A 26,572-nucleotide genomic window follows, 5' to 3' on the forward strand; every position below is an offset into this window, starting at 1 on the left:
GTGCGCGTTGTCTGCATCGCAGGCAAGCCAGCTCCCACCAGGGCTGGCAGGGAGCGGGCGATCCTTGTTGCAGCCTTCCCCAGCGGCTACAAGTTTTGCAGTACCCGCCGCAACGACGCGGGCAGGGTTTCGCCGTGGCTCATGCCTTCAAAGCTGTGGTAGTCGATCCGCAGCCCCGGGGTGCTGCTCAGTTGTTGCACCAGTTGGGTTATCGCCTTGTCCGGCTCGCCGTTGCTCGGGCCACGCGGGTTGCCGGGTTCGGCCGTGCCGCGCATCAGCAGCAAATCGGCCTTGTGCCCGTTAATACGTTGCTTGAAGTCCGTACCGGGGCGGATATCGGTCCACCACAGCGACGGGCTGGCCGCTGCGTAATGGGCAAATTCACCGGGGCGGGTAAGCAGGGCGTGCAGCACCAGCAGACCGCCGTAGGAGTGACCCCACAACGTCTGCTCCTGCAGGTTGAGCGGCGCCTTGGCCGCCACCGCCGGGCGCAGGCGATCGCGCAGCAGGTCAAGGAACTCGTCCGCGCCACCACTGGGCAACCCGGTCAGCGGGTCGGTTTGCTCCGCAACGCCGGGCCTGTTCGGGGTGTAGTCGTAAGTGCGGGCCGTACGCTCGATGCGCAGCGGTGTGCGGTAGCCGATGGCGACCAGCAACGGTGCCCTGCCACGGGCAAGGTCTCGCAACAAGTCGGCATCCAGTGCACCGACGGCCGCATTGCCATCGAGCATCCAGACCACCGGGTAGCCGCTTTTCGGCGGCGCGCCGTTGGGCCGTCCGATCCACAGCTGATAGTGCCGCTGGCCATCGGCCGAGTCGATCAGCAAGCGGCTGAAGCGGTAGTCCAGGTCGGTGCGTTGCAGTAGGCGGGTGTCCATCGGCTGGTCAGGCGCTGGCCGGGCCTGGGCCGCTTGCCCCGGCAGGGCCAGGGCAAGCAACAGGGCCAGGGGCAGGGTGAGGTTTCTCATCAGGCGGTCTCGTCAGGGTCAGAACGAAGCGGTCAGGCTGGTGTAAAGCGTGCGCCCCGGCTCGTTGTACGTCGCCGCACCGGCCCCGGCGATATTGGCCACACCCTGGGCGTTGCCTTCGCGGAACAGGCGCTTGTCGAACAGGTTGTCGATACCCGTGGTCAGGCTCAGGTTGGCGGTAATGGCGTAGGTGCCGCTGATGCCGGCAATGGCATAAGGCGAGAGCTGGTTGTTGGCGGTGCCGGTTACTCGGTCGCCGTGGTAATCGTATTTTTTCGGCGTCTGCTTGCCGTACCAGGCCACGCTGGCCTGCAACGACAGGTCGTCGGTGGCCTGCCAGTCCAGCATGGAGTTGAGGGTGTAGCGCGGTGTGACGGACAGGGCGTCACCGGTCTGCTTGTTTTTCGATTGCAGCATGTAGGTGAAGTTGTTGGTCCAGGTCACTTGCGCCGCCAGGGGCAGGGTCAGGGTGCCTTCGAGGCCTTCGACCAAGGCCTTGGGCACGTTTTCCCATTGATAGACCGCCGCATTGGCATAGCTGCCGATGCCGCCCACGGCATTGCCGATGGGGCTCAGGCCGGATTCGATCTTGTTTTTGTAATCGTTGCGAAAGTAAGTCAGGCCAGCGACGACGCCATTGTTCTTGTATTCGATGCCCAGTTCCTTGTTGACGCTGGTTTCGGCTTTCAGATCGGCATTGCCTTGCAGGTAGCAACTGGTGCTCTGGCCGTAGCAGCCCTGGCCACGGCTGTAGAGCAGGTAGTCGGGGTTGAGCTGGTACAGGTTCGGCGCTTTGTAGGCGCGGGCGATGCCGGCCTTGAGGGTGACGGTGTCGGTCAGGGCATGGGACAGGTTGAGCGACGGGCTCCAGTTGTTGCCGACCACGCTGTGATGGTCCAGGCGCAGGCCCGGAGTGAGCATGGTGCCCGGTAGCAGCTCGATATTGTCGGCGGCGAACAGCGAGAAAATCTGTGCTGAGGACGCGGTGCTGCGGTTGCTGCTGCTCAGGCCCGCGACCGTACCGCCTTCGCTGGTGGACTGGGTGTTGGCGCTGGGGTCGTCGAGTTTTTGCTGGGTCCATTCGCTGCCCAGGGTCAGGGTCTGGTCGTAGCCTGCGTGCAGCGGCAGGTTGACCTCGCCGTGGGCGGTCAGGTCGCGCAAAACGGCGGTGTAAAAGTCGCCATTGCTGAAAATCCCTTCGGTGCCGCCTGCCAGGCCCTCGTTGATTCGTGTGTTGCGGGTTTTTTCGTATTGCAGGTAGGCCATGCTGTTACCCAAGTCCCATTCGCCACGGTGCGTCAGGGCGTAGGTTTCGCGGTAGTTACGATTGGTCTCGTGGCCCAGCAGGCTTTTGACGTAGGCGTTGCTGTTGGTGTTTTGCGTATCGCCGGTATAGAGGTTGCCCTGGCGGCTGTAGCCGGCCTCGAAGTCGAGGGTCTGCTGCGGGGTCATGCGCCAGCTGAGCAGGCCGTTGACATCCTTGTTGCGCACACCTTCGCGGCCGGCGGGCAGGGTGCCGATCTGGTTGCCGGTACGGGCCGATTCATGGCCGGCGTTGATGTCCCAGTCATCGGGGTCGGTCTTGGCGATATTGCCGTACACGCGATAACTCAGGTTGTCGGTGAGCGGGCCGTTGAGACCGAAGCTGACCCGTTTGCTGGCGCCTTCGTCCTTGTGGCTCGGGAAGTTGGAATAGACCGTGACGTCGCCGTGGGTTTGGGCACCGGCCTGTTTGGTGATGATATTCACCACCCCGCCAGCCGCGCCGTTGCCATACAGGGCTGCTGCTGGACCGCGCAGTACTTCGATGCTTTCTACCTGATCGGCCGGCACCCAGTTGGTATCGCCACGGCTGTCGCGTTCGCCGCGCCAGCCGTAGCGTACCGAGTTGCGGCTGTTGACTGGCTTGCCATCGACCAGGATCAGGGTGTTTTCCGGGCCCATGCCGCGAATGTCGATCTGGCGGTTGTTGCCGCGCTGGCCGCTGGTGGAGTTGCCGGTGAGGTTGACGCCGGGCATGGTGCGGATGATCTGCGACAGGTCGTTGGCCGGCGGGCGTTTCTTGATGTCTTCGGCGGTGATGACCGACACGCCCGGGGCCTGTTTGGTTTCTTCCAGGGCCGTGGCGACCACGTTGGTGTTTTCCAGCTCCAGGGCGCTGGCGGCATGCACGGAGCTGGCCAGCAAGCAGCAGCTGGACAGAACGAAGGGAGCGATAGGGCGCAGCGCTTGTTGCAACATCGAGTGATCTCCGGGACAGCCTGATACAGGAAGATCACGAATGATAATGACTGCTAATTGAGAGTAAAGCGCATTAACTTTCTAAACACTTCACTGTGGGAGCGGGCTTGCCCGCGATGGGATCGCCGCTGTTTGGCTGCTGAGCCGCGCTGGCGGCATCGCGGGCAAGCCCGCTCCCACAGGGTTTTCTGTTTCAGTCAGGGGATTGTGCAGCTGGCAACAGCATGTGCATGCACAACCCCGGCGAGCCATTACTCGCCCACAGCCGACCCTGTTGCAGCTCGACGGCACGCTGGGCAATCGCCAGGCCCAGGCCGAAGCCTTCGCCTATCGAACCCTTGAGGCGCTGATAGGGCACGAACAGGCTGGCCAGGTCCTGCGGGTCAACGCCAGGGCCTTCGTCGCTCAGGCACAGGTGCCAGGCATCACCTTCACGCCAGCCGCTCAGGGTCACTTTGGCGCCGGGCGGTGAATGGCGAATGGCATTGCGCAGCAGGTTTTCCAGGGCCTGGGCCAGGCTGTCGAGGTGTACCTGCACACAGCAATCAAGGCCCAGCAGGCAGGGCAGGCGCTCACTTGGCCAGCCGCTTTCAAAGCAGGCGTCTTCACACAGGGCTTCCCACACCGACAGCACCAGCACCGGTTCGCTGGCCAGTTGCGGGCGCTCGGTGTCCATCCACGCCAGGTTGAGGGTGTCTTCGAGCAGGCGCTGCATATCGTCGATTTCCCGGTCCAGGCGCTGGCGCATTTGCTCCACGGGCAGGTGACTGTCGTGGGCGATGCGCAGCCTGGCCAGCGGGGTACGCAGTTCGTGGGACAGGGTGCGCAGCAGCAGGCGCTGCTGGTTGAGGCTCTGACGCAAGCGCCCGGCCATGTGTTCGAAGGCCTGGGCCAGCTCGCCCAGTTCATCCCGGCGCTTGATCAACGGCAGCGGTGCTTCGCTGTCCAGGTCATCGGCACGCAAGGCGTCGGCGCGGTCACGTAAACGGTTGAGCGGCAGCACCAGATGGCGATAGATCAGCAGCCCGAGCAGGGCGGCCAGCAGGGTTGGCATCACGCCGTGGCTGAGTACATGGGTCCAGGGGGTCAGGCCGCCGGGCAACAGCCGTTCGGGCAACTGCAGCACCAGCTGGCCCTGCTCCGGCTGCCCGGGAAAGGGGATGCTGACATAGGGCAACTCGTCCTGCAGGCGTCGGCTCATGGGCCAGTTCAGTTGACGCATAAAGGTCAGCTGGCGATAGTTCTCGGCGTTGAGCGGGGTGTTGCTCAGGCTTTGCAGGGTTGGCCCCAGCACGGTTACCCAGGTGCCCTCGCTGGCGGCCAGTTGTTCGGTAAAGCGTGCCAGCCCGGGCGTGCCCTGGCTGTGCCAGATGCCTTCAGCCTGCTGTGCGTAGTCGGCCAGGTACTGCTGGTCGGCGGCCGAGAGAAAGTAGGTGCGGCGCTCGGCCGACACCCCCCAGATCCAGATGATCCACGTCAGCAGCAGGCAGAAGGCGATTTGCAGCAGGGCCAGTTTCCATAACAAGGGATGGCGACGCATCAGGGTTTTTCCATGTCGACCAGGATATAGCCCTGGCCACGCACGGCCTGGATCTGCAGATGCCGGGCACCAATGGCTGCCAGCTTGCGCCGCACATTGCACACATGCACATCCAGGCCACGGTCCAGCCGGGTGTAGATACGGTGCAGCACCTGCTGGTAGAGAAATGCCTTGCTCAAGGGCTCGCCGCCATGTGCGTGCAGGGTCATCAGCAGGCGAAATTCAGAGTGGGTCAAGCCTGCACTCTGGCCGTTGTGCAGCACGTCCCGGGCCTGCTCATCGAAGGTCAGCAACGGGTTGGGCAGCGAAGGCGGCGGGCGCTGCAACATGGCCATGCGCCGCAGCAGGGCATCGCTGCGGGCATCCAGTTCGGCCAGGCTGAAAGGCTTGGGCAGGTAGTCATCAGCGCCGCGGGTGAACCCGGTGATGCGGTCCTGCTCGTTGCCCAGCGCCGACATCAGCATCACCGGTACGTCCTGCTGCTGGCGCAGAGCTTCAAGCAGGGCCAGCCCGTCCATGCCGGGGAGCATGATGTCGAGCAGCACCAGATCGTAGCGCTCGCCCTGCAAGGCGCGCAGCCCCTGAATGCCATCGACACAGCTGGTGACGGCAAAGCCGCGTTGCAGCAGGTGCTGTTCGAGATCGTGGCGCAGCCTGAAGTCGTCTTCGACGAGAAGTAACCGGGGGGAAGTGGTCATGGGACTCTAATGAGAATATTTCACATTTGCGAATATCCCAGAATGGGCGGTACTGCGCAATTGCTATCAAGCTAAGAGGGGCCGCCAGGCACAGCGGATCTGATCAACTACAGGTCGGATTCGCACAAAAAAACCATGCCTGTATCTGTTCGAATGTTCCTCAACGACCCGCCTGCCGGCGGCTTCTGACGCTCGATCAATGACAGGGATACATGCCATGCAAATGCCGAAAACCATCCAGATCAAGAACGGCGAAAAAGTCACTCCTACATTCTCGGCCCAGGAGTACGCCAACCGCCAGGGCAAGTTGCGGGCCTATATGGCGCAGAACAATATCGATGCCGCGGTGTTCACCTCGTACCACAACCTCAACTACTACAGCGATTTCCTGTATTGCTCGTTTGGCCGCAACTACGCACTGGTGGTGACCCAGGACAGCGCCGTGACCATCAGCGCCAATATTGACGGTGGCCAGCCGTGGCGCCGCACAATGGGCACCGACAACATCGTGTACACCGACTGGCAGCGCGACAACTACTTTGTCGCCATCCAGCAGGCGTTGCCCAAGGCCGGGCGCATCGGTATCGAATATGACCACATGAACCTGCTCAATCGCGACAAGCTCGCCAGCCGCTACCCCCAGGCCGAATTGGTGGATATTGCCGCGCCTTGCATGCGCATGCGCATGATCAAGTCGGCGGAAGAACACGCGGTCATCCGCCACGGCGCACGAATTGCCGATATCGGTGGCGCGGCCATCGTCGAGGCCTTGCGCGACCAGGTGCCGGAATATGAAGTGGCGCTGCATGCCACCCAGGCGATGGTGCGCGAAATTGCCCGTACCTTCCCGGACTCCGAACTGATGGACACCTGGACCTGGTTCCAGTCGGGGATCAACACCGACGGCGCGCACAACCCGGTCACCAGCCGCAAGGTGAACAAGGGCGATATCCTCAGCCTTAACTGCTTCCCGATGATTGCCGGTTACTACACGGCGCTGGAGCGCACCCTGTTTCTCGACCATTGCTCGGACGAGCACCTGCGCCTGTGGGAGGTTAACGTCAAGGTTCACGAGGCCGGTTTGAAGCTGATCAAGCCCGGTATGAAGTGCTCGGACATTGCCCTGCAGCTCAATGAAATCTTCATGGAGCACGACCTGCTGCAATACCGCACCTTCGGGTATGGTCACTCCTTTGGCACCCTGAGCCATTACTATGGTCGCGAAGCCGGGCTGGAGCTGCGCGAAGATATCGACACGGTACTGGAGCCGGGCATGGTGGTGTCCATCGAACCGATGATCATGATCCCTGAAGGCCGTCCGGGCGCGGGCGGATATCGCGAGCACGACATCCTGATCGTCAACGAACAGGGCGGGGAAAATATCACCCACTTCCCGTATGGCCCGCAGCACAACATCATCAAAAAGTAACCACCAGGCCCCGTGTGGGAGCGGGCTTGCTCGCGATGGCATCAACGCCTTGCAACAGGCTAACCGCGTCGTTTCAATCGCAGGCAAGCCAGCTCCCACACACATAAGCCGGGCCAAGCCAAACACCCGCGCATGCGTACGCAGATTACGCAGCGCTTTCTGACCTGTTTACCCCTGCCAAAAAGAACACAATGAGGGTATCTGTCATGTCCCACGTTCCGACGTTGCTTGCCGTTTTCCACTCCCGCACCTCTATCCCCGGAGGTGCCCGATGAGCATCCCAAGTGCAACCCTGGCTCTACCCCTGACCCCCGAACAGCAAATTGAACGCCTGAGCGAGCGCAAGGCCCTGCGCCGCGCCGCCACAGCCAGCTTCATGGGCAACTTTGTCGAGTGGTTCGACTATGCGGCCTACGGTTATCTGGCCACGGTCATCGCCCTGACGTTCTTCCCGCAAACCGATACCACCACCGGTCTTTTGGCGACTTTCGCGGTGTTTGCCCTGTCGTTTATCGTGCGCCCGTTCGGCGGGCTGGTGTGGGGGCATTTTGGCGACAAATACGGGCGACGCAGCGCCTTGTCGTGGTCGATCCTGATCATGACCGTGGCGACTTTTTGCATCGGCATATTGCCCACCTATAACCAGATCGGTTTGTGGGCGCCGGCATTGCTGTTGTTGATTCGACTGGTGCAGGGGTTTTCGGCGTCAGGCGAATATGCCGGGGCATCGGCGTTCCTGGCCGAGTATGCCCCTGAGGGCAAGCGCGGTTTCTACACCAGCATCGTGCCAGCAAGCACGGCAGCCGGCCTGTTGTTCGGGGCGATGTTTGTCGCGGGCATGCATGCCTTGATGACGCTTGAAAACCTCCATGACTGGGGCTGGCGCCTGCCGTTTCTGCTGGCGGCACCTTTTGGCCTGGTGGGGCGCTATATCCGTGTGCATTTGCAGGATTCGCCCAAGTTCCTGGAGATGGAGAAGCGCCTGGAAGCCAAGGAATGCGCCACCCATGCTCCGGTGCGTGAGTTACTTACGGTGCATCGTCGGCCGGTGCTGATCGGCATTGGCGTGACCTGCCTGAATGCGGTGGCTTTCTATCTGTTGCTCAGTTACATGCCGACCTACCTGTCAACCGAGATGGGCATGAGCGAAAGCGATTCATTTATCGCATCCACGGTGTCGCTGGCGACCTATATCGGCCTGATCTTCTTGATGGGCAAGCTCTCGGACCGCTATGGGCGCAAGACCATGCTGGTCAGTGCGTCGGTGATGTTCCTGCTGCTGACCTTTCCGCTGTTCGGGATGCTGGGCAACCCGTCGCTGGTGGTGATCCTGATGATCCAGATTGCCTTTGGCGCCATCCTGGCGATGAACGACGGCACCTTGCCGTGCTTTCTGGCCGAGATCTTCCCGACGCGGGTCAGGTTTAGCGGTTTTGCCTTCAGCTTCAACGTGGCCAACGCGGTGTTTGGCGGTACGGCGCCATTTATTGCCACCTGGCTGATCCATATGACCGGCAACAAAATGGCCCCGGCCTGGTACCTGCTGGCCGCCGCGGCAGTCGCACTGGTGGCGATGCTGGCCAGTCGGGAGACCGCGCACAAGGCGTTGCAGGATTAACCGTAGCAGCTGACGAGCGAAGCGAGGCTGCGATCGGCTGCGAAGCAGTCGCAAAAATCAGACACCTGGTTTTATCAGATAGCCCCGGGTCTCAGGTTTTACGGCCGCTTCGCAGCCTCGCTTCGCTACTCAGCAGCAACAGGAAAACAGTTAAGTCGAGTACATATCCGGCATCTGCATCTAACTGAATTATTGGTTTCGCCCTTACGGCGAGTCACTACAGAACCTGCACTCGGCCTGTCTGGAGGTGGGAGCTGCGATCGACATATTTCCTCTGTGGGAGCCGGGCTTGCCCGCGATGCAGGCACCTCGTTCTGTCTGGATGACCGACGTGCTGGCATCGCGGGCAAGCCCGCTCCCACAAGGGATTGGTGGTGCTTATGTAGCCACGCGATTGTCCAGACGACACGAATGCCCCTCACAGAAGGCCGAGCGGCTGGCCTGTTGGCGTCAGTGCGTGCTGCGCAATCTTTGTAGCCGCTGAGGAGCGAAGCGAGGCTGCGATCGGCTGCGAAGCAGTCGCAAAATCAGACACCCGTTTTTTTCAGATAGCCCCGGATCTCAGGTTTTACGGCCGCTTCGCAGCCTCGCTTCGCTCCTCAGCGGCTACAGGAAAACAGTTAAGTCGAGTACATATCCGGCATCTGCATCTAACTGCAATATTAGTTTCGCCCTTACGGCGAGTCACTACAGAACCTGCACTCGGCCTGTCTGGAGGCGGGAGCTGCGATCGACATATTTCCTCTGTGGGAGCCGGGCTTGCCCGCGATGCAGGCACCTCGTTCTGTCTGGATGACCGACGTGCTGGCATCGCGGGCAAGCCCGCTCCCACAAGGGATTGGTGGTGCTTATGTAGCCACGCGATTGTCCAGACGACACAAATGCCCCTCACAGAAGGCCGACCGGCCGGCCTGTTGGCGTCAGTGCGTGCTGCGCAATCTTTGTAGCCGCTGAGGAGCGAAGCGAGGCTGCGATCGGCTGCGAAGCAGTCGCAAAATCAGACACCCGTTTTTTTCAGATAGCCCCGGGTCTCAGGTTTTACGGCCGCTTCGCAGCCTCGCTTCGCTACTCAGCAGCAACAGGAAAACAGTTAAGTCGAGTACATATCCGGCATCTGCATCTAACTGCAATATTGGTTTCGCCCTTACGGCGAGTCACTACAGAATCTGCACTCGGCCTGTCTGGAGGCGGGAGCTGCGATCGACATATTTCCTCTGTGGGAGCCGGGCTTGCCCGCGATGCAGGCACCTCGTTCTGTCTGGATGACCGACGTGCTGGCATCGCGGGCAAGCCCGCTCCCACAAGGGATTGGTGGTGCTTATGTAGCCACGCGATTGTCCAGACGACACGAATGCCCCTCACAGAAGGCCGCAGGTGCTGTATTTCTTCAGTGCAACGCCACTTGTTTGCGCTCACCAATGGGTGATACACCGAACAAGCGGCTATAGCATTTGGAAAAATGCGCCGCCGACACAAAACCACAGGCCAGGGCGATATCCCGCACTTGTGATTCGCTGCGCAGCAACAGGCTCCGCGCCCGTGCCAGACGCAACTCAAGGTAGTACTGGCTCGGCGTGCGCTGCAGGTGCTTGTGGAACAGGCGCTCTAGCTGACGCACCGACACTTCGTTCAAGCGGGCCAGGTCTTCCAGGCTCACCGGCTCTTCCAGATTGGCCTCCATGATTGCCACCACCTGACTCAGTTTGGGCTGCGAAGTCCCGAGCTTCTGGCGCAGCGGTACGCGCTGCTGCTCCTGCGGGCCGCGGGCGCGATCGCACAGCAGTAGTTCGGCGGCATGGGCCGCGATTTCGCGACCACCCGGTTCGCGGGCAATCAGTTGCAAGGTCATGTCCATTGAGGCCACGCCGCCCGAGCAGGTGTAGCGGTCGCGGTCCAGTTCGAATAACTGGTTGGAAATGATGATCCCAGGGAAGTGGTCCTTGAGGGTTTCGATATCTTCCCAGTGGATGGTGCAGCGATAGCCCTTGAGCAGCCCGGCACGGGCCAGCCAGTAACTGCCGGTGCAGATGCCGCCCAGGGCCACTTGTTCGTGGGCCAGCTTGCGCAACCAGTTGAGTACCGGGCGGCTGCTGAGGTGGGAGACGATCGGGTTGGAACCCACCACCAGCAAAATGTCCAGTTTTGGTGCATCACCGATCACATGGTCAGGCAGGATGCGCATGCCGTTGCTGGCAATGACCGGGTCGAGGGTAGGGGCAATGATCACGGTGCGAAACATCTCGCAGCGCGCCGCCATATTGGCCATGCGCAGGGTTTCGATGGCCGAGGCAAAACCGATAGTGGTGAAGTTTGGTATCACCAGAAAGCCCACGGTTTTCACTGCAGGCAGGTTGATCGGTGACGCTGTAACAGGCGTTGCCATCCTTACGCTCCTTTTTATGATCCGGGACGCCTCTGGCGTCAGGGTTCACGCAGGTTTTCGCATCGCCAGCACGAAACTGGCGATGCAAGGCACTGTGCTGTAGGGCGTAACGAAGCATTTCTTGTGCCAGTGGCTAACAGCTTGTTATTGCGGCAAAAATTTATCGCTGACATAGGCTGAATAGTCGGGCAAAACGCCCTCGATCTTGCCTTGGTCCTTGAGAAACAGGGCGGTCTGGGCGATATCTCTGGCCGTGCCGCCGCCCAGCAACTGCGCCGACTTTTGCTCGGCCGTCGAAGGGAAGTGCGTACCCTGCAGCAGCTCGGGGATATCAGCGGGGCTGGCACCGGTCAGTTTGGCGATTTTCTGTACCTGCGCCGAGTCTGCGCTCCAGGCCGCCTGGTGGGCGTTGTAATCGGCGATGGCGTCGAGGCTGACTTTGGCGAATTGGGCCACTATTTCCGGGTGTTTTTCGGCAAAGTCCCTGCGTGCCACCCAAACCTCAAAGGTTGGGGCGCCCCATTCACTGACCTGGCCTGCGTCGGTAAGAATTTTGCCGGTCTTGCGGATTTCCCCCAGTGCCGGGGACCAGGTGAACGCGCCGTCGATATCGCCACGCTTCCAGGCTGCGGTGATTTGCGCAGGGCTGAGGTTGACCACCTTGACCTGCTGCGGGGTGAGGTTCCAGTGTTTCAGCGCGCCCAGCAGGCTGTAATGCGAAGTCGAGACAAAGGGCGTGGCGATGGTTTTGCCGATCAGGTCTTGCGGGCCGTTGATGCCGCTGCCATCACGCACCACCAGGGCTTCGGAACCCTTGATTTGCGCAGTGACGATAAAAGTCACCAGCGGCACATTGCGCGAAGCTGCGGCAGCCAGCGGGCTGGAACCCAGGTTACCGATCTGCAGGTCACCGGATGCCAGTGCCGACACCACGGCGGGCCCCGAATCAAAGCGGCGCCAGTCGATCTTTTCACCGATGGCTTTTTCGTAACTGCCCTCGGCCTGGGCCAGCTTGGTGGGGTCGATGCCGGTGATATAGCCGATGGTCAAATCAGCCGCCTGCGCGCCGAAGCTGAGGCCTGCGATGGAAAAAGCAATCAGTAGTGTGCGCACGGACATGGGGCGGACCTTGTTGTAAGGAGCTGAAGAAGGGGAGGTCCGGCGGTCCGGTGAAGCGAATCTAAGTGCTTTAAATCAAAGGGGAAAATACCGTTTTGGAACTAGCTTAGAGCGCCCCGCAGTGCGGCCTGGTTGAGGTCGCCATGACCGGGGTCAAACGCCGTGCCCCGAAAAGCCGGTACAAACGCTGGGTGAGGAGTCCATAACAATACCAGCACGGCCCGTTTCGAGGGGATCACCCCAGATCGACGCCTTAAAGGAATAACGCGATGCTTTCTACCTTCCCACGTCTGGCACTCGCTGGCCTGACGTTGTTTTGTTCAGTCCAAAGCCAGGCCAGTGAGCCGATCCCGGCAACTGCTCCCGAGAAAAACCTGATTGCGCAGGGCAAATATATTGCCCGGCTCGGCGACTGTATCGCCTGCCATACCGCCAAGGGCGGAGCGGTGATGGCGGGCGGGCTGGAACTGAAAACCCCGATGGGCACGATTTATTCGAGCAATATCACCCCGGACCCTGAAACCGGCATCGGCCAGTACAGCTTTGAACAGTTCGACAAGGCCATGCGCCAAGGGGTGACGCCAGCGGGGCAGAATCTGTACCCGGCGATGCCGTATCCGTCTTACGCGAAGATGAGCGAAGACGATATGCGCGCCCTGTACGCCTACCTGATGCAGGACGTAGCGCCGGTGAAGATGGCCAACCTTGAGGCCGACATGGGCTTCCCGTTCAACCAGCGCTGGGGGCTGGCACTGTGGAACTGGGCGTTTGTCGACAATCAGCCGTTCGCCCCCGATCCGGCCAAAAGCCCCGAGCTGAACCGTGGTGCCTATCTGGTGCAGGGGCTGGGGCATTGTGGCTCGTGCCACACGCCGCGTGGCATCGCCTTTCAGGAAAAGGCCATGAGCGACACGGGCAGTGCCGGCAAGCATTACCTGGCGGGTGAAACCGTCGAAGAGTGGCGCGCCTTGAGCTTGCGCAACCTGTGGACAGTGGAAGACACCGTGCAGTTGCTCAAGACCGGGCAAAACCGCTTTGCCACGGTCTCGGGCAATATGGCCGATGTCATCCACCACAGTACCCAGCACTTTACCGATGCCGACTTGACGGCCATCGCCAGCTATTTGAAATCGCTGCCCGCAGGCAAGGATGACTTGCCGATGCCGACCATAGCGCTGACGCCTGCCAGGGCACCGGATACGCTGTACAGCAGTCGTGGCGGCCTGGGTTACACGCAGTTCTGCGCCGACTGCCATCGCCCGGACGGCGGCGGGGTCAAGGGTCTGTTCCCGCCATTGAATGGCAACCCGGGCATTGTGGCGGCCAACCCGACCACCTTGTTGCATATCACCTTGACCGGCTGGAAAACCCCGCAAACAGCGGCGCACCCACGGGTGTACACCATGCCTGGCTTTGCCCGGCTGCAGGATGATGAAATCGCCGAGATCCTCAGTTTTGTGCGCAGCAGTTGGGGTAATGCGGCGCCGCCGATCAAACCCTCGCAAGTGGCGAAGATGCGCAAGCAGCTCAACCCTTCGACTGATGATGAAACGGCCTTCGTCACCCCGCGTCTGGCCAATCTGCTCAGCGCCGCCAATGCCGATCAGGTGGTGCGTGGCATGCGCCTGCATCTGCAAACCAAGGCGCTATTGCCGGACAACGTCGGCAACGCGCTCAACTGCACCAGTTGCCATTTGAACGCGGGTACGGTGGCCGATGGTTCGCCTTTTGTGGGGGTGTCGGCGTTCTTTCCCAGCTATGCGCCACGGGCGGGCAAGGACGTGACGCTGGAGGAGCGGATCAATGGCTGTTTCCGTCGTTCGATGGATGGCAAGCCGTTGCCGGTGGCCTCGGCCGACATGCAGGCGATGGTGGCTTATTTTGACTGGATGAAAATGAACACCGTGGCAGGGGACAAGGTGGCAGGGCGTGGCGTGGGCAAGGTGGACCCGGCCATCAAGCCGGACCCGGTGAACGGCAAGGCCGTGTATGTGCAGCAATGTGCGGTGTGCCACGGTGACAACGGCGAGGGCTTGAAGCACGCCGATGGCAGCTTTGTGTACCCGCCGCTGTGGGGCGACGAGTCGTTCAATATTGGTGCGGGCATGGCGCGCACCTATACGGCGGCAGCGTTTGTGAAGCGCAATATGCCGATCGGCATGCACGAGAAATTCCCGCTGGGGCAGGGCGGATTATCGGATCAGGATGCGGTGGATGTGGCCGAGTACTTTTCCCATCAGCCACGGCCTGATTTTGTCGACAAGGCCAAGGACTGGCCCAAGGGCGGCAAGCCGGTGGATGCGCGGTATTAAGGGAACGCTCGCGCAAAAGCACAAGCCCCTCACCCTAACCCTCTCCCGGAGGGAGAGGGGACGAAAGGCAAAAGCAGATCTGCGTAACGCCGCCCATCAAGCGGCCTCTGCCTACGGGTGAGGGCCGCGCTTCAAACATGCGGCGTGGTATGCGCCTTGACCTGCGGGCTGGCGTATTGCGGCTTGAGCAGGCCCTGGTTGTCCAGCAGCCAGGCATCCATCACCTTGCGTACCACGGGGCCGGCTACGCGGCCACCGGCTTCGCCGTTTTCGATCATTACCGAAATCACGATCTGCGGGTCTTCGGCCGGGGCAAAGCCGACGAACAGGGCATTGTCACGGTTGCGCTCGGCGGTCTTGAGGCGGTTGTAACGCTCGCCCTGCTTGATTGCCACCACTTGCGCCGTACCACTCTTGCCGGCGATGCGGTATTGCACACCCTGGGCCGCTGCCCGGGCGATACCACGCGGGTCGTGCATCACCAGTTGCATGGCGTGGTTGACCTGATCCCAGTCCCGCGGATCACGCAGCACCAGGTTGGGGATCGGGTGTTCGTCCACGGGCGGTGTGCCGTCCACGGTCCTGGCCAGGTGCGGACGGTTCCATACGCCCTTGTTGGCAATCAGCGCCGTGGCCTGGGCCAGTTGCAGCGGCGTGACCTGCATATAGCCCTGGCCAATGCCCAGGATCACCGTTTCGCCGGGGAACCAGGCCTGGCGGCGGGTGCTGCGCTTCCACTCGCGGGACGGCATCAGGCCCGAGGACTCTTCGAACATGTCCAGCGAGACTTTTTGCCCCAACCCGAACTCGGCCATGTAGTCGTGCATGCGGTCGATGCCCAGCTTGGACGCCAGGTCATAGAAGTAGGTGTCGTTGGAGCGCATGATCGCCGCGTTCAAGTCCACCCAGCCGTCGCCGCTGTGGTTCCAGTTGCGGTATTTGTGGTCGACATTGGGCAGTTGGAAGTAACCAGGGTCGAACACCCGGGTCGAGGCCGAGATCACGCCGCTGTCCAGCCCGGCAATCGCCACTTCGGGCTTGATCGTCGAGCCCGGTGCATACAGCCCGCGCAGGGCGCGGTTGAACAGCGGCTTGTCGATGGAGTCGCGCAGGCCCGAGTAGTCCCTGGAACTGATACCGGTGACGAACAGGTTGGGGTCGAAGCTCGGCTTGCTGACCATCGCCAGCACTTCGCCGGTTTTCGGATCCAGGGCAATGATCGAGCCTCGGCGGTCGCCCAGGGCATCCTCGGCGGCTTCCTGCAACTTGATGTCCAGGCTCAGGACGATGTTCTTGCCCGCCACTGCATCGGTATGGCGCAGCACACGCATGACCCGGCCCTGGGCGTTGGTTTCCACTTCTTCGAAACCGACCTTGCCGTGCAGTTCGTTTTCATAAAAGCGTTCGATGCCGGTCTTGCCGATGGACTGGGTACCCCGGTATTGGGTGGCATCGACCTGCTTGGCTTCTTTCTCGTTGATCCGCCCGACATAACCCACAGAGTGGGCAAAATGATCGCCTTGCGGGTAATGGCGCACAAACTGCGCCTCAACATCAATGCCGGGCAGGCGGAACTGGTTGACGGCCAACAGGGCGATCTGGTCTTCCGTCAACTCGTACAACAGGGTCGAAGGATCAAACGGATGGCGGGCCTGTTTCATCGCTTTGGCGAACACCGCGCGGTCTTCTTCGGGCAAGTGCAGGATGCTGATCACGGAATCCAGCACCTTGGCGGTATCGCCGGCGCGCTCGCGGGTGATGGTCATGTTGAAGCTGGGCTGGTTGTCCGCCAGCAGCACGCCGTTGCGGTCGTAGATAAAACCGCGCTCGGGGGGATGGGCAGCACATGCACCCGGTTGTTCTCGGACACCGTGGAGTTGTAGTCGAACTCGGTGACTTGCAGAAAATACATGCGGCCGATCAGGGCACAGCTGATGGCCAGCACCAGTGCCGCACAGGCGATCAGTCTTTTATTGACCAGCCGTTTTTCGGATTCGTGATCTTTAAGAGGGATCGGCTCAGGCATTCAGGGGGCTCGCGTGAAAAAACAGATAGCAGCACTACAAAATTCGGCGCACACCTTAACAAGAAGCCGCAGCTGGAGTCAGTTTATTGGCCGTTCTGAACATGAAAATCGACGGGCTGCGGTAAACTTGCTGTTTTTCAATTGAGCCCCAGCCATGCTGCCCTTGATCGACTGGCACCCCCATGCACCCTTGCAGCGCCTGCATCTGGACTGGTTGCACCAGGCCGGGGTGGAAGTGGCGGTGCTGCGCCTGGACCTGATCGACCCGCTGATCAGCGGCAACAAGTGGTTCAAGCTCACCGAGCATCTGCGCGCCGCCCATCAAGCAGGGGCAGACGGGCTGATCAGCCTGGGGGGTGCCCATTCCAACCATCTGCATGCCCTGGCCGCTGCCGGCAAGCGTTTTGGCTTTGCCACCGTGGGGCTGCTGCGTGGTCATCCCCAGCAAACGCCCACCACGCTGGACCTTGAACGCTATGGCATGCAGCTGCACTGGCTGGGTTTTGCCGGGTACCGGGCGCGCCATGAACCGGGTTTTTGGCAGCCTTGGCAGGCGCAGTACCCGAATCTGCATCAGGTGCCCGAGGGCGGAGGCGGGCTGGCGGGCGCCCTGGGCTGCAAACCACTGGTGAACCAGGTGCGTGAGCAACTGGCGACGGTCGGTTGGGACGATTATGACGGTTGGTGGCTGGCGGCGGGTACTGGCACGACCCTGGCCGGTGTGGTGCTGGGCGAAGCCGGCAGGCGGCGGGTATATGGGGCACTGGCGGTGCCAGAGGATCACGGCGTGGCCCCGCAAGTGGAGGCCATCTTGCAGGCTGGCGGGTTGGCAGCGCGCAACGTTGAACTGATCGACGCCAGCCGCGGCGGTTTTGCCCGGGTGGATGATGCCTTGCTGGGGTTTATGCGGGCCAGCGAAGCAGCCAGTGGTCTGCTGCTGGAGCCGTTGTACACGGCCAAGGCCTTGATGGCGCTGGAGCAGGCGGTTAAAGAAGGGTTAATTTCCCGGGGGCGGCGTCTGGTGTTTGTCCACACCGGCGGCTTGCAAGGCCGCCGGGGGTTTGCATAACCCGACGCCCTGTTCAAAGAAGCTGCGACATGCCAGGGGGGACCAAGTGGGATCGGGCTTGCTCGCGATGGGATCACTGCGGTTTATCCGCCAGAGCAGCGTCGCTGGCATCGCAGGCAAGCCAGCTCCCACAGGTTTTGTGGTGTCCCAAGACGTTGTGACTTGCCAGGGGGACGATGTGGGTGCGGGCTGCTCGCGATGGGATCACTGGGGTTTACCAGCCAGACCGCGTCGCAGGCATCGCAGGCAAGCCAGCTCCCACAGGTTTTGTGGTGTCCCAAGACGTTGTGACTTGCCAGGGGGACGATGTGGGAGCGGGCTTGCTCGCGATGGGATCACTGCGGTTTACCAGCCAGACCGCGTCGCTGTCATCGCAGGCAAGCCAGCTCCCACAGGTTTTGTGGTGTCCCAAGACGTTGTGACTTGCCAGGGGGACGATGTGGGAGCGGGCTTGCTCGCGACGGGATCACTGCGGTTTACCAGCCAGACCGCGTCGCTGGCATCGCAGGCAAGCCAGCTCCCACAGGTTTTGTGGTGTCTCAAGACGTTGTGACTTGCCAGGGGGACGATGTGGGAGCGGGCTTGCTCGCGATGGGATCACTGCGGTTTATCCGCCAGAGCAGCGTCGCTGGCATCGCAGGCAAGCCAGCTCCCACAGGTTTTGTGGTGTCCCAAGACGTTGTGACTTGCCAGGGGGACCATGTGGGAGCGGGCTTGCTCGCGATGGCATCACTGCGGTTTACCAGCCAGACCGCGTCGCTGGCATCGCAGGCAAGCCACTCCCTCATCAGGCTGCGGGTTCAGCTGCGCCCGGGCAACATGCGCAGCAGGGTGTTGTCCTTGATCAAGTAGTGATGCCCCAGCCCGGCCACGGCATGCAGGCCGATCAACCAGTAGCCGATGGTGCCGCCCAGTTCATGCCAACCCTTGATCTGCTTGGCAAAATCCGGGTCCTTGGCGGTCAGCGGCAAAATGTCGAAGCCATAGAAGTACACCGGCTTGTCGTTGTAGCTCAGCACCAGATAACCCAGTACCGGCATGGCGATCATGAACAGGTACAGCGCCCAGTGCATCAAGGTGGCCAGGGCGGTTTGCCAGGCGGGTGGGGCCGGGGTGATTGGCGGTGCAACACCCAGGCTGCGGGCCAGCAGCCGCAGCCAGACCAGCGCAAATACCGTCAGGCCAAGCATGAAGTGCGCGTCCTTCATCAGGTTGCGGCCGTCACTGTCCTTGGGGAAAATGCCGCGAAACTCAATCGAGGCGTAGATCAGGATAAACAGCAGCACCATTAGCCAGTGCAGGGCGATGGACATTCGACTGTAATGATGGGCGGTGCTTTTCCAGGTCATGGTGGTTCCTCACGGTTCAGGTCTTGGGCCCCCGTTCTTGTTGACGGAGTGCCTTAACTTTAAAGCTGTTGGGCCATTTTGCACTGAGATGGGTCAGCTTTCAGGTGTGCCAGGCACATTTGGCCAAAGATCAGACACCAGAAACAAGCGCTCAGCCTCTTCCCAGTCACCCTCTGCATTCTCGCTCAGGCGTACCAGCAGTTGCGCCGGGGCCTGGGGGTGCAACTCTGCCAGCCAGGTGTCGAGCTGCTGCGCGGTCCAGACCCCTTCAGGGCCATAGTGCGCCGGGGCCAGCCAGGCATGGCGGGGCAGGGGCTGCCAGCGCCCGGCGGCGCTCTGGCGGATAAACGCCGGCCAGTCGCTCTGATGCAGCCAGCGCCCGCGCAGGTGCTGCGGGTTGGCTCCCGTCGGCGGGCAAGCCTGCCCGGGCCACGGGTACAACAGGTAGCCACCTAGCCACAGATGGGCGCTGAACCCCTGTACATCCAGGCTTGCCAGCACTTCGCGGCTCTCCGGGCGACTGGACATGGGCAGTTGGTGCTGGCTGAAGTGCCTGAGCTTGCGGTCCAGCCGGTCGTTGCTGCCAGGGCCGAGCCATTGCGCGGGGTCTGTGCCATCGCCGTCCTGTGGCCCGAGGTAGAGCTTGATCGCCAGTTCCAGGTGATGCACGCCGTCACGGTCGCGCACTAACAAGTCCAGCTCGCCCAGGGTATGCCCGCCCTGGCGGATCGGCAGGTTGGCGGCAATCAGCTCCACACCCGGGGCATGTTGCACCGCAAACTGCCACAAGCGTTCGTAGTAGCGCCCCAGGCGCCGGGTGGTCGCCAGGGCCAGCCACTGTTGCAGCGGTTGGCTGTTGCCGTCCAGCTCGCGCAGCCACGCCGCCAGTTGCTGCGGCGCCTGCACCCAGTCGCTGCCTGCCAGGGGATGGCGTTGTGGCCAGGGCGTCCGGGTCAGCATGGGCGGGGCGAGGATCACCCACGCCAGATCGCGCACCTCGGGGTGACGCAATTGATGGGGCAGGTTGAGCAAGTCGGGGAAGAGGGTCATTGTGCGAGCATAGCCGCTCGCGGGGCTGAAAGGGTTTTGTCTATCGTCGTCTTTCGCCCATAATCGTTATTTTCGCACGCATTGAATCCCGCAGGAGCCCCATGGAGCAATTTCGCAATATCGGCATCATAGGTCGTCTGGGCAGCTCGCAAGTGCTCGATACGGTTCGCCGACTGAAAAAATTCCTGCTCGAGCGGCACATGCACGTGATCCTTGAAGACACGATTGCCGAGGTATTGCCCGGTCATGGCCTGCAAACTTCGTCACGCAAAATGCTCGGCGAAGTCTGTGACATGGTCATTGTGGTCGGCGGCGATGGCAGCCTGCTGGGCGCCGCCCGCGCCCTGGCCCGGCACAATGTCCCGGTGCTGGGTATCAACCGTGGCAGCCTGGGCTTTCTGACCGACATCCGCCCCGATGAGTTGGAAGTCAAGGTTGCTGAAGTGCTTGACGGCCACTACCTGGTCGAAAACCGCTTTCTGCTCCAGGCCGAAGTGCGCCGTCACGGCGAAGCCATCGGCCAGGGCGATGCCCTCAACGACGTGGTGCTGCACCCCGGCAAGTCCACGCGCATGATCGAATTCGAGCTGCATATCGACGGCCAGTTCGTCTGCAGCCAGAAGGCCGACGGCCTGATCGTCGCCACGCCCACCGGCTCCACGGCCTACGCCATGTCGGCGGGCGGGCCGATCATGCACCCCAAGCTCGACGCCATCGTGATTGTGCCGATGTACCCGCATACCCTGAGCAGCCGCCCGATCGTGGTGGATGGCAACAGCGAACTTAAAATCGTGGTAGCCAAGGACATGCAGATCTACCCGCAAGTCTCGTGCGACGGGCAGAACCATTTCACCTGCGCGCCGGGCGACACCATTACCGTGAGCAAAAAAGCGCAGAAGCTGCGCCTGATCCACCCGTTGGACCACAACTACTATGAAGTGTGTCGGACCAAGCTTGGCTGGGGTAGCCGACTGGGCGGCAGGGCTGACTGATGCTCGATCCTGCGCGCAGTTACGATCTGATCGGTGACGTGCATGGCTGTGCTCATACCCTTGAGCACCTGCTGGAGCGTCTGGGCTATCGCAAACTCGCCGGTATCTGGCGACACCCGCAACGGATGGCGGTGTTTCTGGGTGACATCATTGACCGCGGTCCGCGCATTCGTGAGTCGCTGCATATTGTCTACGACATGGTGCGCAGCGGTCAGGCCCTGTGCCTGATGGGCAACCATGAATTCAACGCGCTGGGCTGGTGTACGCCAGCGCCTGCCGGCAGTGGCAAGCAGTTTGTGCGCGAGCACACGCCGCGCCATGCCCGGCTGATCCACGAAACCCTCGAGCAGTTCGAGCACTATCCCGCCGAATGGCGCGAGTTCGTGCAGTGGTTCTACGACATGCCGCTGTTTGTCGACGCCGGGCGCTTTCGCGTGGTGCATGCCTGCTGGGACCGCGAGGTGATTGCAACCTTGCGCGCACAATACCCCGACGGCTGCATCGACGAGGCCTTCTTGCAGGCCGCAGCGGTGCCGGACAGCTTCGCCAACCTGAGCTTCAATCGTTTGTTGCGCGGTACCGACATGCGCCTGCCCGGCGGCATGACCCTGACCGGTGGCGATGGCCTGACGCGGGCGTTCTTCCGCACCAAATTCTGGGAAGACGACCCCAAGACCTACGGCGATATCGTCTTCCAGCCTGACGCACTGCCCGAGCGGGTGGCACAGCAGCCGCTGTCCTCCACCGAGAAAAGTGCCCTGTTACGCTACGGCATTGATGAACCGCTGTTGTTTGTCGGGCACTACTGGCGCAGCGGGCGGCCCGCGCCGATCCGCCCTAACCTGGCGTGCCTGGATTACAGCGCGGTGCTGTACGGCAAACTGGTGGCTTACCGCCTGGACCAGGAAACCCGGCTCGATCCGAACAAATTTGTATGGGTGAACGTCGATCGCCCTGAGGCCATTCAATGAGTGCTGTTGCTGTATTACGTTTGCCGTTGTCCGTGGACCTGAGTGGTTTTGTTGCCTTGTTGCGGCGCATGCAGGTGCCCCATCGGGTCAGCGAAGAGGCCGGCGAGCTAGTGCTGTGGGCGCCCGAGTCGATTGCCCAGGATGTGCTCAGCCTCTATCAGCGTTTCCCTGCAGGTGATCCTGACCACGAGCTGCCGATTGTTGAACGCCCGCAGGCCATGAACCGCCCGGGTTTTGCGCAGCAGCTGCGCGATAGCCCGGCCACGGCCATCGTGTTGCTGTTGTGCGTGATCGTGGCTGCCGTTACCCAACTGGGGGACAATCTGTCGGCCCTGCGCTGGCTGACGTTCCTGGACTTCAGCATCCACGGGCAATACATAGAATTCACCCCGATGGCCGACAGCCTGGCGGCGGGGCAGTGGTGGCGACTGTTTACCCCGATGTTGATCCACTTCGGTTTCCTGCACATTGCCATGAACGGCATGTGGTACTGGGAACTGGGGCGGCGCATTGAAATGCGCCAGGGCAGCATCAACCTGATCGGCTTGAGCCTGTTGTTCAGCCTGGTGTCCAACTTTGCCCAGTACCTGTTTGGCGGTCCGAGCCTGTTTGGTGGGTTGTCCGGCTTGCTGTACGGCTTGCTGGGGCATGTGTGGATTTACCAGCTGATGGCGCCCAACCCGCTGTACAACCTGCCTCGCGGGGTGTTGGTGATGATGCTGGTGTGGCTGGCATTGTGCATGTCGGGGCTGGTGTCGATGATCGGCTTTGGCCAGATCGCCAACGCGGCCCATGTGGGCGGGCTGGTCATCGGTTGCCTGACCGGGTTGCTGGGCGGGCTGTGGGCGCGGCGCAAGCAGGCTGTATAGAATTTCGAATTGTCGTGTGGGAGCGGGCTTGCTCGCGATGGCATCAACCCGTTGATTCAGACGCACCGAGTTGCCTGAATCGCGAGCAAGCCCGCTCCCACAGATAGAAATGTCATCTGATTTTTTTAAGAGCGGAAACAGAACCATGTCCTCTTTCAACGAAATGATTCAAAACATCACTCCCGAGATCTACCAGAGCCTGAAACTGGCCGTGGAAATCGGTAAATGGGCTGACGGCAACAAACTCACCGCTGAACAGCGCGAGCTGTCGTTGCAGGCGATGATTGCCTGGGAAGTGCAGAACCTGCCTGAAGACCAGCGCACTGGTTATATGGGCCCGCAGGAGTGCAGCTCCAAATCGGCGCCAGTGCCCAACATCCTGTTCAAGTCGGATGCCATCCATTGATTGAGATTGGTCGCGGTGCAATCAGCAAGATGTCGGCAAGCCTGCAAACGCCGAGCGTTCAGTATGCGTTTCGCCTGGGCGATACCGAGGTGCCGGTCAACCCCCTGATCGGCACAAAATTGCGTCTGGAATACCTGGGAGAGATCAACTGCTCCCACTGCGGGCGTAAAACCAAAAAGAGCTTCAGCCAGGGGTACTGCTACCCGTGCATGACCAAGCTGGCGCAGTGTGATGTGTGCATCATGAGCCCCGAACGCTGCCACTACGACGCGGGCACCTGCCGTGATCCGTCGTGGGGCGAGCAGTTCTGCATGACTGACCATGTGGTGTACTTGGCCAACTCCTCCGGGGTCAAGGTCGGCATCACCCGCGCCACCCAGTTGCCGACCCGCTGGCTCGACCAGGGCGCCAGCCAGGCATTGCCGATCGTGCGGGTCGCCACGCGTCAGCAATCGGGCTTTGTCGAAGACCTGTTCCGCTCGCAAGTGGCTGACCGCACCAACTGGCGCGCACTGCTCAAGGGCGATGCCGAGCCGGTAGACCTCAGCGCGGTGCGCGATCAGCTGTTCGATAGCTGTGCCGAGGGCCTGCACACCCTGCAGGAGCGTTTTGGCCTGCAAGCGGTACAGCCTTTGCATAGCGTCGAGCCCATCGAGATTTGCTACCCGGTCGAGCAGTACCCGACCAAGATTGTCAGCTTCAATCTGGATAAAGACCCGATCGTCGAAGGCACGCTGATGGGGATCAAGGGCCAGTACCTGATCTTTGACACCGGCGTTATCAATATCCGCAAATACACGGCCTACCAGCTGGCCGTGCATCAGTAAAAGGACTCCAGCATGCGCACCGAACAACCGCAAATGATCTACCTGAAGGACTACCAGGCGCCCGATTACCTGATCGACGAGACGCACCTGACCTTCGAGTTGTTCGAGGACCACACGCTGGTCCATGCGCAACTGCTGATGCGCCGCAACCCGGCCCGTGGCCCCGGCCTGCCGGCCCTGGCGCTGGACGGCCAGCAACTGGAGCTGCTGTCGGTCAGCCTCGACGACATCGAACAGGCGGCTGACGACTACCAGCTCAGCGACAGCCACCTGATCCTGCACCCGACCAGCGAACAGTTCGTGGTCGACACCAGCGTGCGCATCCACCCCGAAACCAACACCGCGCTGGAAGGCCTGTACAAATCCGGTGGCATGTTCTGCACCCAGTGCGAGGCCGAAGGCTTTCGCAAGATCACCTACTACCTTGATCGTCCGGACGTGATGAGCAAGTTCACCACCACCGTGGTGGCCGAGCAGCACAGCTACCCGATCCTGCTGTCCAACGGCAACCCGATTGCCAGCGGCCCGGACGAAGACGGCCGGCACTGGGCGACCTGGGAAGACCCGTTCATGAAACCGGCCTACCTGTTCGCGCTGGTGGCTGGTGACCTGTGGTGCGTCGAAGACACCTTCACCACCATGAGCGAGCGCAGCGTGGCGCTGCGCATCTATGTCGAGCCGGAAAACATCGACAAGTGCCAGCACGCCATGACCAGCCTGAAAAAATCCATGCGCTGGGACGAAGAGACCTACGGTCGTGAATACGACCTGGACATCTTTATGATTGTGGCCGTCAACGACTTCAACATGGGCGCGATGGAGAACAAGGGCCTCAACATCTTCAACTCCAGCGCCGTGCTGGCCCGCGCCGAAACCGCCACCGACGCTGCGCACCAGCGGGTCGAAGCGATCGTCGCCCACGAATACTTCCACAACTGGTCGGGCAACCGCGTGACCTGCCGCGACTGGTTCCAGCTGTCGCTCAAGGAAGGCTTCACGGTGTTCCGTGACTCCGAGTTCTCGGCGGACATGAACTCGCGCACCGTCAAGCGCATCCAGGACGTGGCTTACCTGCGCACCCACCAGTTCGCCGAAGACGCCGGTCCCATGGCCCACGCCGTGCGCCCGGAGAGCTTTATCGAGATCTCCAACTTCTACACCCTGACCGTTTACGAGAAGGGCTCGGAAGTGGTGCGCATGATCCACACCCTGCTAGGGGCCGAAGGCTTCCGCAAGGGCAGCGACCTGTACTTCGAGCGCCATGATGGCCAGGCGGTGACCTGCGACGACTTTATCAAGGCGATGGAGGACGCCAACGGTGCCGACCTGAGCCAGTTCAAGCGCTGGTACAGCCAGGCAGGCACGCCGCGCCTGGCCGTCAGCGAGCACTACGACGCGCAACAGCACACCTACAGCCTGACTTTTGCGCAAAGCTGCCCGCCAACCCCGGACAAGGTCGAAAAACTGCCTTTCGTGATCCCGGTCGAGTTGGGCCTGCTGGATGCCCAGGGCGGCGAGATCGCCCTGCAACTGGCCGGTGAAACGGTCGCATCCGGCACCAGTCGCGTGCTGTCGGTCACGCAAGCCGAGCAGACCTACACCTTTGTTGGCGTCAACGAAAAACCGTTGCCATCCTTGCTGCGCGGTTTTTCGGCACCGGTGAAGCTGAGCTTTGACTACAGCCGTGACCAATTGATGTTCCTCATGCAACACGACACCGACGGCTTCAACCGCTGGGATGCCGGCCAGCAACTGTCGGTGCAGGTGTTGCAGGAACTGATTGGCCAACACCAGCGCGGTGAAGCGCAGGTCTTGGACCCGCGCCTGGTGCAGGCCTTGCGCACGGTGTTGGGCAATGACCAACTGGATCAGGCAATGGTCGCGGAAATGCTGTCGTTGCCGGGCGAAGCCTACCTCACGGAAATTAGCGACGTGGCCGATGTCGAGGCGATCCACAGCGCCCGCGAATTCGCCCGTAAGCAACTGGCCGACAGCCTGTTCGACGGTTTGTGGGCGCGCTACCAGGCCAATCGTGCCGTGTCCAAAGCAACGCCTTATGTCGCTGAAGCCGAGCACTTTGCCCGCCGTGCCCTGCAAAACATTGCGTTGTCGTACCTGATGCTTAGCGGTAAGCCGCAAGTGCTGGCAGCGGCGCTGGAGCAGTTCGAGCACAGCGACAATATGACCGAACGCCTGACGGCGCTGGCGGTGCTGGTCAACTCGCCTTTCGAGGCGGAAAAAGCCGCGGCACTGGCCAGTTTCGCCGAGCAGTTCAAGGACAACCCGCTGGTTATGGATCAGTGGTTCAGCGTGCAGGCGGGCAGCACCCTGCCGGGTGGTTTGCAGCGTGTGCGCGAGTTGATGGAGCACCCGGCGTTCACCCTCAAGAACCCGAACAAGGTACGTGCCCTGGTGGGTGCGTTTGCCGGGCAAAACCTGATCAACTTCCATGCGGCGGACGGTTCGGGTTATCGCTTCCTGGCGGATCTGGTGATCGAACTCAATGGCTTCAACCCGCAGATTGCTTCGCGACAACTGGCGCCATTGACCCGCTGGCGCAAATACGACGCGGCGCGACAGGCGCTGATGAAGGCCGAACTGGTGCGTATCCGCGACTCGGGCGAGCTGTCCAGTGACGTGTTTGAAGTGGTCAGCAAAAGCCTCGCGTAACGCTGGATCAAAAGCCCCTCTCCCGGTGGGAGAGA

General features: G+C 61.5%; 18 protein-coding genes and 1 pseudogene. 10 read left to right on the forward strand and 9 right to left on the reverse strand.

Annotated elements, in window-relative coordinates:
- Positions 1-86 precede the first annotated feature (86 nt).
- The 4 genes from BFC21_RS03795 to BFC21_RS03810 form a co-directional block, all read right to left on the reverse strand.
- Positions 87-968: an alpha/beta hydrolase gene (locus BFC21_RS03795; RefSeq protein WP_120265708.1), complete on the reverse strand. Its 882-nt coding sequence runs from the start codon at positions 966-968 to the stop codon at positions 87-89.
- Between the two features lie 18 nt (positions 969-986).
- The gene (locus BFC21_RS03800; protein WP_088377262.1) at positions 987-3,209 is read right to left on the reverse strand and encodes a TonB-dependent siderophore receptor; all 2,223 of its coding nucleotides are present in this window, start codon (positions 3,207-3,209) and stop codon (positions 987-989) included.
- A gap of 193 nt (positions 3,210-3,402) precedes the next feature.
- The gene (locus BFC21_RS03805) at positions 3,403-4,749 is read right to left on the reverse strand and encodes a sensor histidine kinase (RefSeq protein WP_095004758.1); all 1,347 of its coding nucleotides are present in this window, start codon (positions 4,747-4,749) and stop codon (positions 3,403-3,405) included.
- Positions 4,749-5,447, reverse strand: a complete 699-nt coding sequence (locus tag BFC21_RS03810) for a response regulator transcription factor (protein WP_088377264.1) — start codon at positions 5,445-5,447, stop codon at positions 4,749-4,751. The genes BFC21_RS03805 and BFC21_RS03810 overlap by 1 nt, the downstream gene beginning before the upstream one ends.
- Before the next feature lie 217 nt (positions 5,448-5,664).
- Between BFC21_RS03810 and BFC21_RS03815 the strand changes: the two genes are divergently transcribed.
- Both BFC21_RS03815 and BFC21_RS03820 read left to right on the forward strand, forming a co-directional pair.
- The gene (locus tag BFC21_RS03815) at positions 5,665-6,876 is read left to right on the forward strand and encodes a M24 family metallopeptidase (protein ID WP_088377265.1); all 1,212 of its coding nucleotides are present in this window, start codon (positions 5,665-5,667) and stop codon (positions 6,874-6,876) included.
- Positions 6,877-7,147: 271 nt separating this feature from the next.
- Positions 7,148-8,494, forward strand: coding sequence for an MFS transporter (locus BFC21_RS03820; protein ID WP_120265709.1), 1,347 nt, complete (start codon positions 7,148-7,150; stop codon positions 8,492-8,494).
- 1,387 nt (positions 8,495-9,881) lie between these two features.
- Here the strand turns inward: BFC21_RS03820 and BFC21_RS03840 are convergent.
- Positions 9,882-10,877 (reverse strand): GlxA family transcriptional regulator, encoded by a 996-nt coding sequence (locus BFC21_RS03840; protein WP_083369498.1) that lies wholly within the window; start codon positions 10,875-10,877, stop codon positions 9,882-9,884.
- Positions 10,878-11,021: 144 nt separating this feature from the next.
- Positions 11,022-11,996 carry a taurine ABC transporter substrate-binding protein gene (tauA, locus tag BFC21_RS03845; protein ID WP_088377266.1) on the reverse strand — a complete coding sequence of 325 codons (975 nt, stop codon included), beginning with the start codon at positions 11,994-11,996 and terminating at the stop codon, positions 11,022-11,024.
- 269 nt (positions 11,997-12,265) lie between these two features.
- On the opposite strand from tauA, the gene BFC21_RS03850 reads away from it, so the two are divergent.
- The gene (locus BFC21_RS03850; protein ID WP_120265713.1) at positions 12,266-14,308 is read left to right on the forward strand and encodes a c-type cytochrome; all 2,043 of its coding nucleotides are present in this window, start codon (positions 12,266-12,268) and stop codon (positions 14,306-14,308) included.
- Positions 14,309-14,439: 131 nt separating this feature from the next.
- Here the strand turns inward: BFC21_RS03850 and mrdA are convergent.
- Positions 14,440-16,334: pseudogene (gene mrdA / locus BFC21_RS03855) on the reverse strand (penicillin-binding protein 2).
- 154 nt (positions 16,335-16,488) lie between these two features.
- On the opposite strand from mrdA, the gene BFC21_RS03860 reads away from it, so the two are divergent.
- Positions 16,489-17,403, forward strand: coding sequence for a 1-aminocyclopropane-1-carboxylate deaminase/D-cysteine desulfhydrase (locus BFC21_RS03860; RefSeq protein WP_120265714.1), 915 nt, complete (start codon positions 16,489-16,491; stop codon positions 17,401-17,403).
- 800 nt (positions 17,404-18,203) lie between these two features.
- On the opposite strand, the gene BFC21_RS03870 is transcribed toward BFC21_RS03860, so the two are convergent.
- Positions 18,204-18,752 carry a cytochrome b gene (locus BFC21_RS03870; RefSeq protein ID WP_016780733.1) on the reverse strand — a complete coding sequence of 183 codons (549 nt, stop codon included), beginning with the start codon at positions 18,750-18,752 and terminating at the stop codon, positions 18,204-18,206.
- 93 nt (positions 18,753-18,845) lie between these two features.
- Positions 18,846-19,802: a DUF1853 family protein gene (locus BFC21_RS03875; protein ID WP_088377271.1), complete on the reverse strand. Its 957-nt coding sequence runs from the start codon at positions 19,800-19,802 to the stop codon at positions 18,846-18,848.
- A gap of 101 nt (positions 19,803-19,903) precedes the next feature.
- Between BFC21_RS03875 and BFC21_RS03880 the strand changes: the two genes are divergently transcribed.
- From BFC21_RS03880 to pepN, 6 genes are all read left to right on the forward strand, one after another.
- A complete protein-coding gene (locus BFC21_RS03880) occupies positions 19,904-20,794 on the forward strand; it encodes an NAD(+) kinase (RefSeq protein WP_016780735.1) in 891 nt (296 codons plus the stop codon).
- Positions 20,791-21,765: a metallophosphoesterase gene (locus tag BFC21_RS03885; protein ID WP_369782744.1), complete on the forward strand. Its 975-nt coding sequence runs from the start codon at positions 20,791-20,793 to the stop codon at positions 21,763-21,765. The genes BFC21_RS03880 and BFC21_RS03885 overlap by 4 nt, the downstream gene beginning before the upstream one ends.
- Complete coding sequence (locus tag BFC21_RS03890; protein ID WP_088377273.1) at positions 21,762-22,634, forward strand: rhomboid family intramembrane serine protease; 873 nt, start codon at positions 21,762-21,764, stop codon at positions 22,632-22,634. Before BFC21_RS03885 ends, BFC21_RS03890 begins: the two co-directional genes overlap by 4 nt.
- A 145-nt stretch (positions 22,635-22,779) precedes the next feature.
- Positions 22,780-23,040, forward strand: coding sequence for a YeaC family protein (locus tag BFC21_RS03895; protein ID WP_016780738.1), 261 nt, complete (start codon positions 22,780-22,782; stop codon positions 23,038-23,040).
- Positions 23,037-23,867 (forward strand): DUF2797 domain-containing protein, encoded by an 831-nt coding sequence (locus BFC21_RS03900; protein ID WP_088377274.1) that lies wholly within the window; start codon positions 23,037-23,039, stop codon positions 23,865-23,867. Before BFC21_RS03895 ends, BFC21_RS03900 begins: the two co-directional genes overlap by 4 nt.
- A 12-nt stretch (positions 23,868-23,879) precedes the next feature.
- On the forward strand, positions 23,880-26,537 hold the full coding sequence (gene pepN, locus BFC21_RS03905; protein ID WP_120265716.1) for an aminopeptidase N: 2,658 nt from the start codon (positions 23,880-23,882) through the stop codon (positions 26,535-26,537).
- Positions 26,538-26,572 lie beyond the last annotated feature (35 nt).

Origin of the sequence: Pseudomonas sp. TMW 2.1634, from assembly GCF_001703595.1 — a bacterium.
Lineage (GTDB): Bacteria > Pseudomonadota > Gammaproteobacteria > Pseudomonadales > Pseudomonadaceae > Aquipseudomonas > Aquipseudomonas fragi.

What these genes read in the sequence shown, in the direction of transcription:
- BFC21_RS03875 (WP_088377271.1), bottom strand. Translation starts at nt 19,802, where the DNA reads ATGACCCTCTTCCCCGACTTGCTCAACCTGCCCCATCAATTGCGTCAC.
- BFC21_RS03820 (WP_120265709.1), top strand. Translation starts at nt 7,148, where the DNA reads ATGAGCATCCCAAGTGCAACCCTGGCTCTACCCCTGACCCCCGAACAG.
- pepN (WP_120265716.1), top strand. Translation starts at nt 23,880, where the DNA reads ATGCGCACCGAACAACCGCAAATGATCTACCTGAAGGACTACCAGGCG.
- BFC21_RS03815 (WP_088377265.1), top strand. Translation starts at nt 5,665, where the DNA reads ATGCAAATGCCGAAAACCATCCAGATCAAGAACGGCGAAAAAGTCACT.
- BFC21_RS03870 (WP_016780733.1), bottom strand. Translation starts at nt 18,752, where the DNA reads ATGACCTGGAAAAGCACCGCCCATCATTACAGTCGAATGTCCATCGCC.
- BFC21_RS03895 (WP_016780738.1), top strand. Translation starts at nt 22,780, where the DNA reads ATGTCCTCTTTCAACGAAATGATTCAAAACATCACTCCCGAGATCTAC.
- tauA (WP_088377266.1), bottom strand. Translation starts at nt 11,996, where the DNA reads ATGTCCGTGCGCACACTACTGATTGCTTTTTCCATCGCAGGCCTCAGC.
- BFC21_RS03805 (WP_095004758.1), bottom strand. Translation starts at nt 4,749, where the DNA reads ATGCGTCGCCATCCCTTGTTATGGAAACTGGCCCTGCTGCAAATCGCC.
- BFC21_RS03850 (WP_120265713.1), top strand. Translation starts at nt 12,266, where the DNA reads ATGCTTTCTACCTTCCCACGTCTGGCACTCGCTGGCCTGACGTTGTTT.
- BFC21_RS03795 (WP_120265708.1), bottom strand. Translation starts at nt 968, where the DNA reads ATGAGAAACCTCACCCTGCCCCTGGCCCTGTTGCTTGCCCTGGCCCTG.
- BFC21_RS03860 (WP_120265714.1), top strand. Translation starts at nt 16,489, where the DNA reads ATGCTGCCCTTGATCGACTGGCACCCCCATGCACCCTTGCAGCGCCTG.
- BFC21_RS03840 (WP_083369498.1), bottom strand. Translation starts at nt 10,877, where the DNA reads ATGGCAACGCCTGTTACAGCGTCACCGATCAACCTGCCTGCAGTGAAA.
- BFC21_RS03810 (WP_088377264.1), bottom strand. Translation starts at nt 5,447, where the DNA reads ATGACCACTTCCCCCCGGTTACTTCTCGTCGAAGACGACTTCAGGCTG.
- BFC21_RS03880 (WP_016780735.1), top strand. Translation starts at nt 19,904, where the DNA reads ATGGAGCAATTTCGCAATATCGGCATCATAGGTCGTCTGGGCAGCTCG.
- BFC21_RS03890 (WP_088377273.1), top strand. Translation starts at nt 21,762, where the DNA reads ATGAGTGCTGTTGCTGTATTACGTTTGCCGTTGTCCGTGGACCTGAGT.
- BFC21_RS03800 (WP_088377262.1), bottom strand. Translation starts at nt 3,209, where the DNA reads ATGTTGCAACAAGCGCTGCGCCCTATCGCTCCCTTCGTTCTGTCCAGC.